This window comes from Streptomyces sp. NPDC091280 (assembly GCF_044768565.1).
GTDB lineage: Bacteria > Actinomycetota > Actinomycetes > Streptomycetales > Streptomycetaceae > Streptomyces.
Map to the genome: position 1 here is coordinate 21,006 of NZ_JBIVUZ010000015.1, position 13,505 is coordinate 34,510.

Consider the following 13,505-nt stretch of genomic DNA (forward strand, 5'->3'; position numbering starts at 1 on the left):
TGCGAGGAGCCGGAACCATGCACGTCGAACACCTCCTTCAGGACGAGTCCCTCGGCCTGCGTCTGCTGTGGGCCGAGGACGCCCAGCTGGCGCGGGAGATCAGCGGAGTGACCGTGACCGACCTGGAGGACCCCGCGCGGTTCGTGCGCCGGGACGAGGTGGTGCTCAGCGGACTGGTCTGGTGGTCGGCCGAGGACGGGCCGGGGCGGGCCGAACGCTTCGTGTCCGCGCTGCGCGGAGCGGGCGCCGCCGTGCTGCTCGCCGGCGAGGAGACGCACGGCTCGGTGCCGGACGACCTGGTCGAGGCGTGCGTCCGGCACGGAATGCCGGTGGCCGCCGTACCGGCGCACATCATGTTCCGCGCGATCACCGACACCGTGTACCTCGGGCGCTGGGGCGAGCTGAGCCGCCGGCACGCGCTGCCGGACGGGGTCCGGGGGCGGCTGAGCCGGATGGCCGCGCAGGGCGCCGGCCCGGAGGCGGTCATGGCGACCGCCTTCGCCCACCTCGAACGCGCCGTCGCCTACGTCCTCACCCCGTCCGGCCGCACGGTCGCCGCCACTCCGGGCGCGGCCGTGATACCGGCGCACAAGGCCGCCGCGCTGCTCGCGGAGGCCCTGCCCGTCGACGCCGACGGGGTCTCGCCGTACGAGCGCTGGCACCTGTGCCTGCCCGACCCCGACGACGCGCCGCCCCGCATGCTGCACGAACTCGCCTCCGTCCTCGGGCGCTGCCAGGAGGCGCGGGTCCGGTCGCGGGCCGAAGAGCGGCAGACGGCCGACGAGTTGGGGGCGCTGCTCGCCGCACCCGGCACGGACACCTCGGCCGTGACGACGGCGCTACGGGCCTGTGGGCTGCCGGAGGAAGGGCCGTATCGCGTGCTGGTCGCGGAGACCGGGGCACAGCGGGCCGGGCTCGCGGAGGGGGCGTTGGCGGAGGTGGTCGCCCATGTGGTTCCCGAGGCGGGAGTTCGGGACGGCGCGGCGGCCGTGGGACGGCTGCCGGACGGAACCGCGTTCGCGGTCCTCGCGGGGGACGCGGCCGACGCGCTTCGTGACGCCTGGCCGCTCGTCGCCGGGAGTGAACCGGCCGTGCCGCTCCACGGCGGGACCGGGACCCCGGTGCCCGGGGCGCGGGAGCTCAACGGGGCACTGGCACAGGCGCGTTACGCGCTCACCTCCGCGCGCGGCACCGCACACGGAGGCTCCGTGCTCACCGACGCCTCGACACTGACCGGGCTCGGCGCGCTGCTCACCGGAGTGCCCGACGAGGTCCGGACCGCCTTCAGCCGCACCGTACTCGGCGAACTGCGGGGCAACGCCGTCCTGTTGGAGACCCTGGAGACCTTCCTCGCCTGCGACGGCTCCTGGGCGCGGACGGCGGAGGCACTCCATCTGCACGTCAACTCCGTCCACTACCGCATCGGCCGCATCGAGCACTTCACCGGCCGCGACCTCTCCCGCCTCTACGACCGACTCGATCTGTGGGCCGCCCTGTTGTGCCGGCCGGACAGCGCCTAACCTGCCCGTCACAGGGGAGGTCAGGGATGCTGTTGCGTCAGCTGGAGTACCTCGTCGCGCTCGCCCGTGAGCGGCACTTCGCGCGCGCCGCGGCGGCCTGCTATGTCTCGCAGCCCTCGCTGTCGGCCGCGATCCGGCGCCTGGAGCACGAGTTGGACGTGCCGATCGTGCGCCGCGGCAGACGGTACGAGGGACTGACCCCCGAAGGCGAGGTGGTGCTCGTCTGGGCGCACCGCATCCTGGCCGAACGGGACGCCCTGCACCAGGAGTTGTCCACCCTGCGCGGCGGCCTCACCGGCACCCTGCGGCTGGGCGTGGTGCCGACCGCGCTGCCCGCCGCCTCCCTCCTCACCACCCCGTTCTGCGAACGGCACCCCAGGGCCCGGGTCGCCCTGGAGTCGCTGGCGTCCGTCGACATCACCCACGGGCTCGCCGAGTTCGAGCTCGACGCGGCGATGACGTACCTCGACGACGACACCCTGCGCAACGTCCGCCGCTTCCCGCTGTACGAGGAGCGGTACGTCCTCCTGACCCCCGTGGACGGGCCGCTCGGCGGTGTGTCCAGGGCGAGTTGGGCGCAGGCGGCCACCCTCCCGCTGTGCCTCCTCAACTCCCGGATGCGCAACCGCCGCATCATCGACGAGTGCTTCGCCGCCGAGGGAGCGACGGCCGCACCCGCGATCGAGTCGGACAGTGTCGCCGGGCTCTACACGCTGCTCCCGGGCGGCCGTTGGTCGAGCGTGATCTCCCATGCGTGGCTGCGCATGTTCGACGTACCCGACGGGATGCGGGTGGTGCCGCTGAACGGGCCCGCGCACGGGCCCCGGGTCGGACTCGTCGTCCCCCGCACCGAGCCCCGATCGGTGCTCGCGGAGGCCCTGTTGAAGGTGGCGCGGGAGGCGGGCGTACGGGACGCGCTCGACGAGCTGCTGCGCGCCTACCTGGGCGACGGGCGCTGATAGACGCGGGCTATCCGGGCATAGCGACGTTCGCTTTGACCAGGGCGATTCACTCCGAGGATCGTGAAGTACACCTTCCGACAACGGAGTTGAGGAGCCGCGACATGGCCAAGGTTCTCTGTGTCCTGTACGACGACCCCACCGACGGTTACCCGACCTCGTACGCCCGCGACGACCTGCCCGTGATCGACCACTACCCGGGCGGCCAGACCACCCCCACCCCCGAGGCCGTCGACTTCACCCCCGGCCACCTCCTCGGCAGCGTCTCCGGCGAACTCGGCCTGCGCGCCTACCTGGAGGCCGCCGGGCACACGCTCGTCGTCACCTCCGACAAGGACGGCGAGGGCTCGGTCTTCGACCGCGAACTGGCCGACGCCGACATCGTGATCTCGCAGCCGTTCTGGCCCGCCTACCTCACCCCCGAGCGGATCGCCGCCGCGAAGAACCTCAAGCTCGCCGTCACCGCCGGCATCGGCTCCGACCACGTCGACCTCGACGCGGCCATCGCGCACGGCGTGACGGTCGCCGAGGTGACGTACTGCAACAGCATCAGCGTCGCCGAGCACGTCGTGATGATGACGCTGTCCCTCGTGCGCAACTACCTGCCGTCCCACCAGGTCGTGCTGGACGGCGGGTGGAACATCGCGGACTGCGTGGCCCGTTCGTACGACCTCGAAGGCATGCACGTCGGGACGGTCGCCGCCGGGCGGATCGGACTCGCCGTGCTGCGGCGGCTCGCGCCCTTCGACGTGAAACTGCACTACACCGACCGGTACCGGCTGTCCGAGGACGTCGAGCGGGAGTTGGGGCTGACCTGGCACGACAGCGCCGAGGCCATGGTGCCGCACTGCGACGTCGTCACCATCAACGCACCCCTGCACCCCGAGACCGAGGGGCTGTTCGGCGACAAGCTGCTCGCGCAGATGAAGCGCGGCGCGTATCTCATCAACACCGCGCGGGCGAAGATCGTCGACCGGGACGCGGTCGAACGGGCGCTGCGCAGCGGGCAGTTGGCGGGGTACGCCGGTGACGTGTGGTTCCCGCAGCCCGCTCCGGCGGACCACCCGTGGCGCACCATGCCGCACCACGGGATGACTCCGCACATCTCCGGTTCCTCGCTGTCGGCGCAGGCCCGGTACGCGGCCGGTACCCGGGAGATCCTGGAGGCGTTCTTCGCGGGGCGGCCGATCCGGGACGAGTACCTGATCGTGGACGGGGGCGCGCTGGCCGGGACCGGTGCGCACTCCTACTCGGTCACCAAGTGACACGGTGACGTCCGGGACCCGCGTCCCCGGACGACGGCCGGGGCCGCCGCACGTCTCACACGCGGTCGATGTGCACGTTCGTCGACTTCACGCGCGCGGTGGCCTCCATGCCGACCTCCAGGCCGAGTTCCTCGACGGCCTCCCGGGTCAGCAGTGAGACCAGCCGGTGCGGGCCGGCCTGGATCTCGACCTGGGCGGCGACGTCACCGAGCTTGATCGCGGTGACGATACCGGGGAACGCGTTGCGCACCGAGGTGTAGGACGTGCCCTCCTCGACCATGCCCGACTTCGCCAACTCGACCGAGAACGCTGCCAGATCGACACCGTCGATGAGCCGCCGGCCGCCCTCGTCGCGATGGGTCGTCACCCGGCCCGCGTCCGCCCACCGCCGCGCGGTGTCCGGACTCACGCCGAGCAGCCGCGCCGCCTGGCCGATTGTGTAGGACTGCATACGCGCCACCCTAGGGGCAGAAACGGAAGTCGGTGGACGAGGGGTCGACCCTGGGGTATAACGCGATATAGCGTCAGTGTGTCGATCGGGGTGAGGGTATGTCGGGTGAGCTGATGGGCACGACCGGGTTGCGGGCCTCGCATGCGGACCGGGACCGGGTCGTCGACGTGCTGACCGGTGCGGCCGGCGACGGGCGGCTGACCGCCGAGGAGCTGGACGAGCGGGTCGGGGCCGCCCTGTCCGCCCGCACGCTGGGGGAGCTGGCGGTACTGACGGCGGACCTGCCGGTGGCCGCGGGCGCGACCCCGGCCGAGGTGAAGGACGTCGCCCGCATCGAGCAGAACGGCGGCTCGACCCGGCGCGGGGACGGCTGGGTCGTGCCGCGCCGGCTGGAGATCCGGTCCCGCCTGGGCGATGTGACCCTCGACCTCACCCAGGCGGTGATCACCCAGGCCACGCTCCGCGTCGACCTGGACATGCACCTCGGTGCGCTACGACTGCTGCTCCCGCCGGGAGTCGTGGTGAACACCGACGACCTGGTCCTCAACTACGGCAAGGTCAAGACGCGCGGGCCGGCGGACGCGGGGGCTCCGGTCCGGCTGCGGGTGGAGATCGTCGGGCAGTTGGGGTTCGGGAAGGTCCTGGTCCGCCGGACCCGGCGCGGGGTCAGGAAATCCCCGACGCCCTGAGCACCGACCGGGCACCCTCGTCGTCGACCAGGTGGCCCAGACGCCGCCGGACATCGGTTCCCTGACGCAGCGTCCCGCGCTCCATCGAGTGCCGTATGCCCGTGTCCAGTTCGTGCCAGAGGAGGGGGTTGGCGACCAGGACCCGGGGGTCCAGTTCCAGCCACTGTCCGTAGGTGTCCCGCAGCACCAGCCGCACGGAGACGTCGCCGTACTGCCGTACGACCGTCAACGCGTCCGTGTGCACCGTGCGGCGCAGCAGCGGGCTGTCCACGGTGAGCCAGCCGGGGCCCGCGGTGACGCGGTGCGGGAGGAGTACGGCGCAGAGCGCGGCCGACAGGGCGAACCACAGCAGCCCGCGGGTCAGGGTCAGGGTCCCGGCGTTCCAGTCGACCAGCAGGGTCATCCCGAGGAAGCCGAGCGCGCAGCCCACCGCCAGCCGGGCGTCGCCGCGCCAGTGGCGGTCGCCGGTCGGGTCCGGTGGTGGGGTGCTGTGCCGCATGAGGCCGACGGTAGGCCGCCCCGCCCTCGCCGTGCGGCCCGCTGACGGGCCTCTTACACTGTGCGGCCGGATTTTGTCGTGTCTCTTACGCTCCCGCCCGTCCGGCTCAGCCGGTGTGCACCCGCGGGCGCATCTCCCGGTTCGGTTCCGCCTCGCGCAGCACCTCCCGGGTGACGGGGGCCACCTCGCCCTGGCCGAAGAGGAAGAAGCGCAGGAAGTTGGCGAAGGGGTTGCCCTCGGTCCATTCGAAGTAGATGTGGGGGAGGCGGCCCGTCGTGTCGCGCACGTGGAGCAGCAGCGCGGCCAGGGCGTTCGGGATGGACGAGGACTCCAGGGTCAGCACCCGGTAGCGGTCGTGCAGCACCTCGCCGCGCACGGTCAGGCCCGCCTCGAACTCGGAGGCGTCGAGGACCGTCACCTCCACGAACACGAAGTCCTCGCCGGGGATGTCGTTGTCGGCGCGGATCTGCTCGATCTTCTCCCGGTACTCGGCCTTGTCGCGGCGGTCGGGCTCGTTGGCGACGAAGCGGATCTTCCGGCTGGCCATGTCCCGGATGAACCGTTCCGCCATCGGGTCCAACTGCACACTCGTGACGCGCAGTTCGAACGCGCGGGCCAGCCGGGACAGCAGCGAGACCAGGATGATGCCGGCGATGAAGCAGGCGCCGATCTTCACACCGTCCGGGCGCTCGATGACGTTCACGACGGTGACGTAGAGGAGGACCGCCGAGACGACCCCGAAGGCGATGGTCCAGTTGCGCTGGCGGGCGCGGCGGGCGGAGATGGTCACCGCGATGGCGGCCGAGGACATCAGGACCAGCACGCCGGTGGCGTAGGCGCCGCCCTGGGCGTCGACGCTCGCGTCGAAGATCCAGGTGACCAGGAACGCGATCAGCGTGAAGACGATCACCATCGGGCGGACCGCGCGCGCCCAGTGCGGGGCCATGCCGTAGCGGGGCAGATAGCGCGGCATCAGGTTGAGCAGGCCGGCCATCGCGGAGGCACCGGCGAACCACAGGATGGCGATGGTCGAGAGGTCGTAGACCGTGCCGAAGGCGTTGCCCAGGTACTCGTGCGCGAGATAGGCGAGCGCGCGGCCGTTGGCCTGGCCGCCCGTCTTGAACTCCTTCTCCGGGATCAGCACGGTGGTGATGAAGCTGGTCGCGATCAGGAACACGCTCATGATCAGCGCGGCCGTCGTCAGCAGCTTCTTGGTGTCCCGGATACGGCCCTTGGGATGCTCGTGGGTGTCGTCCGGGTCGCCCTCGACGTGCGGCATGACGGCCACGCCGGTCTCGAAGCCGGAGAGGCCGAGGGCCAGCTTGGGGAAGACCAGCAGGGACACCCCGACCATGGCGAAGACGTTGCCGTGCTCGGTGGTGAGGGCGCTGGTCCAGTCGGTGACCACATGGGCCTCGGTGAGCACGTGCCACATGCCGACGACCACGACCACCACGTTGAGGCTCAGGTAGATCGCCACCAGGTAGAGCGCGACACCGATCGCCTCCATGAAGCCCTTGAGGAACACCGCGCCGAGCAGGGCGACCAGGATGAGCGTGATCAGCATCTGCTTGTCGTGCAGCACGCTGGTGAGATGCGGGTTCTCCACGAGGTGGGTGGAGGCGTCCGCCGCCGACAGGGTGATGGTGATCAGGAAGTCCGTCGCCGCGAACCCGAGCAGGGTCAGCACGAACAGCTTGCCCTTCCAGAACGACAGCAGCCGCTCCAGCATCGCGATCGAACCCTCGCCGTGCGGGCTCTCCTCCGCCACCCGCCGGTACACGGGCAGCGCGCCCGCCAGGGTCACGATCACCAGCACGATCGTGGCGACCGGCGAGAGCAGCCCGGCCGCCAGGGCGGCGATGCCGGGCTGGTAGCCGAGGGTGGAGAAGTAGTCGACACCGGTCAGGCACATCACCCGCCACCAGCGCTGGCCCTGGTGCGCCTGCTGTTCGGGTTCCGGCGCGGACTGCGGCACCTGCCGGCCGCCGCCCTTGCCCATGTCGGCCAGGCCTTCCAGCATCCAGGCGCGCAGGCGACTGGGAGGGTGTTCGGTCGTGACCATGGGCGTGCTCCTGGGGTGCGGGTCAGCGTGCGGTTTCTGGCCATCACGCGGACGGCGGCACCAGCGTAAGCGGAGAGTGACGCGTGGGCCCATGGATGTCGGGGCCCCTGGGCGTCAATCTTCCGTTAAGACTGGCCGGGCGGGCGGAAGCAGCGCGTCAGGAAGGGGTGGCCGGGGGTGGTTCGGGGCGCGTTGGGCTGTATGGGGGGTGTGGGGAGGGCCGTACGGGACGGTGGACGGAAGGTGGACACCGAGCGTGACGACGGGCCGGACGCGGATGCCGGAGCGAGCGGCCACCCGGACCCGGCCCGCCGTGACCCGCTCCCGTGCCGTCCACCGCCTCACACGTCCGCCAACCTCGCCTCCTCCAGGTCCAGCGACCGCTGAAGACGCCTGCGCGTCGTGTCGCTGATGGCGTGGTCGTCGTAGAGCCGCCGGAGTTCCACCGCCTCCACGGCGATCAGGTCGCGGCGCAGCTGGCGGTAGACCAGGTCGGCCGATTCGGCGTGCGCCGCTTGGCCGTTGGGCTCGGCGAGGCGGTCGCGGGCGTCGTCGAGGCGGGCGTTGAGGCCGCGGCGCAGCCGGTCCAGGACGACGTCCGGCACGGCCTCCAACTCGGCGAGTTCGTCGAGGCGTCGGATGCCCGCGTCGGCCAACTTGCAGCGGGCGGACGCCTCTTCGCGTTCCGTGTGATCCGGTTCCAGCGCGATGCCGGAGCGGCGGACCACGGGCGCGAGGGTGAAGCCCTGCACGACGAGGGTGACGACCACGACCGAGGTGGTGAGGACCAGGACCAGCGCGCGGTCGGTCAGCGCGGCGCCGCTCCTGGTCACCTCCGGGATCGACAGGGCCGCCGCCAGCGGCAGGACACCCCGGGTGCCCGCCCAGGTCAGCACCATCGGCACCCGCCAGTTCACCCGCTGAGTCCCGCCCTTGCGCTGCACCACCGCCGACAACGGCGCCAGCCACAGCAGCCGTACGGCGATCAGGGTGCCCGCCACCGCGAGCGCGTACAGCGGCCAGGCCCGGTCGCCGTCGGACAGCGCCCGCACCTGCGTGGGCAGCGCCAGTCCGATCAGCGCGAACACCACGCTCTCCAGCAGGAACACCAACGTGCCGTAGACGGCGTGCAGTTGGAGCCGTATGCGGGCGTCGGTGAGCCGGTCGCCGCGACCGCCCAGCACGACGCCCGCCACCACCACCGAGGTCACACCGGAGGTGTGCGCGCCCTCCGCCAGCAGGTAGGCCGCGTACGGCGTGACCAGGGCGATGACCGTCTCCAGGACCGGGTCCTCGGTGCGTCGCCGGATCAGGGTCACGGCGTGCGCGACGGCCGCGCCGATGACCGTGCCGCCGCCCGCGAGCACCACGAACTCACCGCCCGCGGCCCCCCAGCCGACCGCCGCCGAGGCCACCGCGACACTCACCGCGACCCGGAACAGGACCAGCGAGGTCGCGTCGTTGAAGAGGGACTCCGCCTGCACGAGCATCTGGACCCGGGGCGGCAGCGCGAGCCGCCGGCCCAGCGCGGTGACGGCGACCGGGTCGGTGCTCGCCAGCACCGCGCCGAGCACGAACGCCATCCGCCAGGACAGCGGGGTCACCGCGGACGCCACCCAGCCCACCGCCGCCGCGGAGGCGACGACCAGGCCGATCGCGAGGATGCCGACCGGCTGCCACACGGCCTTCAGCTCGCGCCACGACACGTCCTCGGCACTGGCGTGGAGCAGCGGCGGCAGCACCACCAGCCCGATCACGTCCGGGCTGATCCCGATCGCCGGGGTGCCCGGCAGCAGGGCCACGGCCAGACCGGCGACGACCAGGAGCGAGGGGGCTGGCAGCCGCCACCGGCGGGCGAACGTCGCGACCAGCGTGGCGAGTACCACGAGAGCGAGAACCGTACCGACGCCGCGCATGCCGTCCCCTCGTGGTCCCGGACGAGCCCATGCGGACTCCCCGCCGACCAGACTTCCCGGCACACCGCGCCCAACCTAACCCGCCCCGACCTCCCGCACCCGGGCGAACGCGGTCGCCCCGGTCACACCCTCGTCAAATTCGTGTCAAGGAACGCGTGTTCGGCGCGAAGAAGCCGCAAGGAGAAGGAGGAACCAGTGGTGGTGGGACAGAACCTTGAGCGCACGCGCGCGTTCCCGTCACCGCGCGACCGTACGCGAAGGAGCCACCAGCATGACCGTTCTTGCTGTCCAGCCCGGCGAGACGCCCGCCGACGAGGAGCCCCCGGATACCGGCGAGCGCCACCGGCTGACCGCCCTCGCCGGGTTCGCCGCCCTCTCCCTGGACGCCATGGCGTCCGTGGCGTACGGCCCCGAGGCGATCGTCCTCGTCCTGGCCGCCGCCGGGGCGCACGGACTCGGCTTCACCCTGCCGGTGACGCTCGCCATCGCCGCCCTGCTGGCGGTCCTCGTCGCCTCCTACCGGCAGGTCATCGCGGCCTTCCCGGACGGCGGCGGCTCCTACGCCGTCGCGCGGACCCATCTGGGCGCCCGGACCAGCCTGGTGGCCGCCGCCTCCCTGGTGCTGGACTACGTCCTGAACGTCGCCGTCGCCGTCACCGCCGGAGTCGCCGCCCTGACCTCGGCCTTCCCACGCCTGTACGACGACCGGCTGGGACTGTGCCTCGTGGTGCTCGTGCTGGTCACGGCCGTGAACCTGCGCGGGATCGTCGAGTCGGCGCGCGCCTTCGTCGTGCCGACGCTCGTGTTCGTCGGGTCCGTCTTCGCGCTCATCGCGGTCGGCCTGTTCCGGTCCGCGCCGGTCAGCACCGCGACCGCCGACGGTCACCCCTCCGCGCTCGCGGACAACGCGACGAGCGTCGGCACCCTGCTGTTGCTGAAGGCGTTCGCCTCCGGGTGCAGCGCCCTCACCGGCGTCGAGGCCATCGCCAACGCGGTGCCCTCCTTCCGCGCGAACCGCGTCAAGCGGGCCCAGCGCGCGGAGGTCGCCCTCGGCGCGGTGCTCGGCGCGATGCTGATCGGGCTGTCGGTGCTGATCTCCCGCTTCCACCTCCAGCCGGTCCAGGGCGTCACCGTCCTCGCCCAGCTCGCGGACGCCTCCCTCGGCCACAACTGGGCTTTCTACGTCATCCAGTTCGCGACGATGATCCTGCTCGCCCTGTCCGCGAACACGTCCTTCGGCGGGCTGCCCGTGCTGCTGAAGCTGCTCGCCCGGGACAACTACCTCCCGCACGTCTTCGCGCTGAAGGCCGACCGCCAGGTGCACCGCCACGGCGTGCTCGCGCTGGCCGCGGTCTCGGCGGCGCTGCTCGTCCTCTCCGGCGGCGACACCAACACCCTCGTGCCGCTCTTCGCGATCGGCGTGTTCGTCGGCTTCACCGTCGCCCAGGTCGGCATGGTCCGGCACTGGCGCGGCGAGCGTGGCACCGGGTGGCGCGGGAAAGCCCTGCTGAACGGGTTCGGCGCGGTCCTCACCGGGGTCGCCGCGGTCGTCGTCACCGCGAGCAAGTTCGAGGAGGGCGCCTGGCTGATCGTGATCACCCTGCCCCTCCTGGTCGTGGCCTTCGAGACGGTCCACCGCGCCTACGCGCGCATCGGCGAACGGCTCGGCCTCGGCCGTATCCCCGAGCCGCCGCACCGCGACCGCTCCGTCGTGATCGTGCCCGTCTCCTCCCTCACCCGGCTCACCTCCGAGGCACTGACGGCCGCCGCGTCCCTCGGCGACGAGGTCCGCGCGGTCACCGTCTGCTACCCCGACCCCGAGGACCGCGCCCACCTCCACGCCCTGGAACACGCCTGGGCCGAGTGGAACCCCGGCGTACCCCTGGTCCGCCTCACCTGCGAACGCCGCACCCTGGGCCGCCCGATCGCCGCCTACGTACGGGACGTCTCGGCCACCGAACCGGACACCCGGGTCACCGTCCTGATCGCCGAGGTCGAGCCGGTCCGCCTGTGGCAACGCCTGCTCCAGAACCAGCGCGGCGCCGTCGTCGCCCACGCCGTACGGCGCGACACGGACGCGGTGATCTGCCGGCTGAGGTTCCGGCTGCTCTGACGCGCGGGGCGGCACCGGCCGAGGGCCGGTGCCGCCGTAAGAGTCCCGTCAAAGGCGTGGGTGCCGCCGTATGGGACCCGTCAACGGCGGCCGGATTCGGGCGGGAGCGCGGTTACCTCTAAACGTCCGTTCCATCCGCACCTCATTCCAGGAGCTCACGATGGCCGATCTGGCCTTCGTCGTCACCACGGTCGCGGTCTTCGCGCTGGTGGCCCTCGTCGCCAAGGGGGTGACGAAGCTGTGACCGCCGAGAACATCGTCGGCCTCGTCGTGGCCGTCGCTCTGCTGGGCTATCTCGTCCTCGCCCTGATCTTTCCGGAGAGGTTCTGAGCAGCGATGGGTCCCGTCCTTTCCGGTGTGCTCCAGCTGATCGCGCTCATAGCGGCACTGGCGCTCGTCTACGTCCCCCTCGGCAACTACATGGCCAAGGTCTACTCCTCCGACCGGCACTGGCGGGTCGAGAAGTGGATCTACAAGGGCATCGGCGCCGACCCGAACACCGAGATGCGCTGGCCCGCGTATCTGCGCGGAGTGCTCGCCTTCTCGGCGGTCGGGGTCTTCTTCCTGTATCTGCTCCAGCGCCTTCAGGGCATCCTGCCGGGCTCGTTGGGCTTCTCCTCGGTCGATCCGGCGCAGTCGTTCAACACGGCCGTGTCGTTCGTGACGAACACCAACTGGCAGTCGTACTACGGCGAGCAGACCATGGGGCACGTCGTGCAGACCGCCGGTCTCGCCGTGCAGAACTTCGTCTCCGCGGCCGTCGGCATCGCCGTGGCGGTGGCTCTCGTACGGGGCTTCGCGCGCTCCCGCACCGGTGAACTCGGCAACTTCTGGGCCGACATGGTGCGCGGCACGATCCGCATCCTGGTGCCCTTGTCCGTCGTGGCCGCGATCGTGCTGGTCGCGTGCGGCGCCATTCAGAACTTCTCCGGCATCCACGAGGTCGGCCAGTTCATGGGCGGTCACCAGCAGTGGAACGGCGGCGCGGTCGCCTCCCAGGAGGCCATCAAGGAACTCGGCACCAACGGCGGCGGCTACTTCAACGCCAACTCCGCCCACCCCTTCGAGAACCCGACCCCGTTCACCAACCTCTTCGAGATCTTCCTGCTGCTGGTCATCCCGTTCGCGCTCACGCGCACCTTCGGCGTGCTGGTCGGCTCGATCAGGCAGGGCTACGCGATCCTCGCCACCATGGCCACCATCTGGGTCGGCTTCGTCGCCCTGATGATGTGGACCGAGTTCGCCCACCACGGCTCGGCGCTCCAGATCGCCGGCGGCGCGATGGAGGGCAAGGAACAGCGCATCGGTGTCGGCGCCTCCTCGATCTTCGCGGTGTCGACCACCCTGACCTCGACGGGCGCGGTGGACTCCTTCCACTCATCGTTCACCGGTCTCGGCGGCGGAATCACCATGCTGGGCATGCAGTTGGGCGAGATCGCCCCCGGTGGCACCGGCTCCGGCCTCTACGGCATGCTGATCATGGCGGTCATCGCGGTGTTCATCGCGGGGCTCATGGTCGGCCGTACACCCGAGTACCTCGGCAAGAAGATCGGCACCCGCGAGATGAAGCTCGCGGCCTGCTACATCCTGATCACCCCGGCCCTGGTGCTGATCTTCGCCGCCGCCTCGATGGCACTGCCGACCCCGCCGCACTCCATGCTCAACTCCGGCGCGCACGGCTTCTCCGAGGTGCTGTACGCCTTCACCTCCGCCGCGAACAACAACGGTTCGGCCTTCGCCGGGCTGAACGCGAACACCGACTGGTTCAACACCATGACCGGGCTCGCGATGCTGCTCGGCCGCTTCCTGCCGATGGTGTTCGTGCTGGCACTGGCCGGCTCGCTCGCCGAGCAGCGGCCCGTCCCGGAGACCGTGGGCACCCTCCGCACCCACAAGCCGCTCTTCGTGGGCCTGTTGGTGGGCGCGATCCTGATCATCACCGGTCTGACCTACTTCCCGGCCCTGGCGCTGGGGCCGCTGGCCGAGGGGCTGGCGTCATGAGCACCCGTACCGGTAACACAGAGAACC

At 71.4% G+C, this 13,505-nt stretch carries 12 protein-coding genes; 8 read left to right on the forward strand and 4 right to left on the reverse strand.

What is annotated here, in order from left to right; translation table 11 throughout:
* Positions 1–17 precede the first annotated feature (17 nt).
* The 3 genes from ACIQPR_RS38040 to ACIQPR_RS38050 all read left to right on the forward strand — a co-directional run bounded on the left by ACIQPR_RS38040 (position 18) and on the right by ACIQPR_RS38050 (position 3,744).
* Positions 18–1,520, forward strand: a complete 1,503-nt coding sequence (locus ACIQPR_RS38040; protein WP_403658243.1) for a PucR family transcriptional regulator — start codon at positions 18–20, stop codon at positions 1,518–1,520.
* Positions 1,521–1,546: 26 nt separating this feature from the next.
* Entirely contained in the window at positions 1,547–2,479 is a 933-nt protein-coding gene (locus ACIQPR_RS38045; RefSeq protein ID WP_403658246.1) for a LysR substrate-binding domain-containing protein, read from the forward strand.
* A gap of 104 nt (positions 2,480–2,583) precedes the next feature.
* A complete protein-coding gene (locus ACIQPR_RS38050) occupies positions 2,584–3,744 on the forward strand; it encodes an NAD-dependent formate dehydrogenase (protein ID WP_403658249.1) in 1,161 nt (386 codons plus the stop codon).
* 55 nt (positions 3,745–3,799) lie between these two features.
* Here ACIQPR_RS38050 and ACIQPR_RS38055 read toward each other — a convergent pair whose 3' ends face one another.
* Positions 3,800–4,195, reverse strand: coding sequence for a molybdopterin-binding protein (locus ACIQPR_RS38055; RefSeq protein WP_403658252.1), 396 nt, complete (start codon positions 4,193–4,195; stop codon positions 3,800–3,802).
* Positions 4,196–4,293: 98 nt separating this feature from the next.
* On the opposite strand from ACIQPR_RS38055, the gene ACIQPR_RS38060 reads away from it, so the two are divergent.
* Positions 4,294–4,884: a DUF1707 domain-containing protein gene (locus tag ACIQPR_RS38060; protein WP_403658255.1), complete on the forward strand. Its 591-nt coding sequence runs from the start codon at positions 4,294–4,296 to the stop codon at positions 4,882–4,884.
* Here the strand turns inward: ACIQPR_RS38060 and ACIQPR_RS38065 are convergent.
* The 3 genes from ACIQPR_RS38065 to ACIQPR_RS38075 all read right to left on the reverse strand — a co-directional run bounded on the left by ACIQPR_RS38065 (position 4,862) and on the right by ACIQPR_RS38075 (position 9,364).
* Entirely contained in the window at positions 4,862–5,383 is a 522-nt protein-coding gene (locus tag ACIQPR_RS38065) for a hypothetical protein (protein ID WP_403658257.1), read from the reverse strand. The genes ACIQPR_RS38060 and ACIQPR_RS38065 overlap by 23 nt on opposite strands.
* Positions 5,384–5,489: 106 nt before the next feature.
* Entirely contained in the window at positions 5,490–7,448 is a 1,959-nt protein-coding gene (locus tag ACIQPR_RS38070) for an amino acid transporter (protein WP_403658260.1), read from the reverse strand.
* 341 nt (positions 7,449–7,789) lie between these two features.
* The gene (locus ACIQPR_RS38075; RefSeq protein WP_403658263.1) at positions 7,790–9,364 is read right to left on the reverse strand and encodes a Na+/H+ antiporter; all 1,575 of its coding nucleotides are present in this window, start codon (positions 9,362–9,364) and stop codon (positions 7,790–7,792) included.
* 271 nt (positions 9,365–9,635) lie between these two features.
* Here ACIQPR_RS38075 and ACIQPR_RS38080 point away from each other — a divergent pair, with 271 nt between their 5' ends.
* From ACIQPR_RS38080 to kdpA, 4 genes are all read left to right on the forward strand, one after another.
* Positions 9,636–11,477 (forward strand): APC family permease, encoded by a 1,842-nt coding sequence (locus ACIQPR_RS38080; RefSeq protein ID WP_403658266.1) that lies wholly within the window; start codon positions 9,636–9,638, stop codon positions 11,475–11,477.
* A gap of 70 nt (positions 11,478–11,547) precedes the next feature.
* A complete protein-coding gene (locus tag ACIQPR_RS38085) occupies positions 11,548–11,721 on the forward strand; it encodes a hypothetical protein (RefSeq protein WP_403658269.1) in 174 nt (57 codons plus the stop codon).
* Positions 11,718–11,807, forward strand: a complete 90-nt coding sequence (gene kdpF / locus ACIQPR_RS38090; protein ID WP_016434100.1) for a K(+)-transporting ATPase subunit F — start codon at positions 11,718–11,720, stop codon at positions 11,805–11,807. The genes ACIQPR_RS38085 and kdpF overlap by 4 nt, the downstream gene beginning before the upstream one ends.
* Positions 11,808–11,813: 6 nt before the next feature.
* On the forward strand, positions 11,814–13,478 hold the full coding sequence (kdpA, locus tag ACIQPR_RS38095) for a potassium-transporting ATPase subunit KdpA (RefSeq protein ID WP_403658272.1): 1,665 nt from the start codon (positions 11,814–11,816) through the stop codon (positions 13,476–13,478).
* Positions 13,479–13,505: the final 27 nt, after the last annotated feature.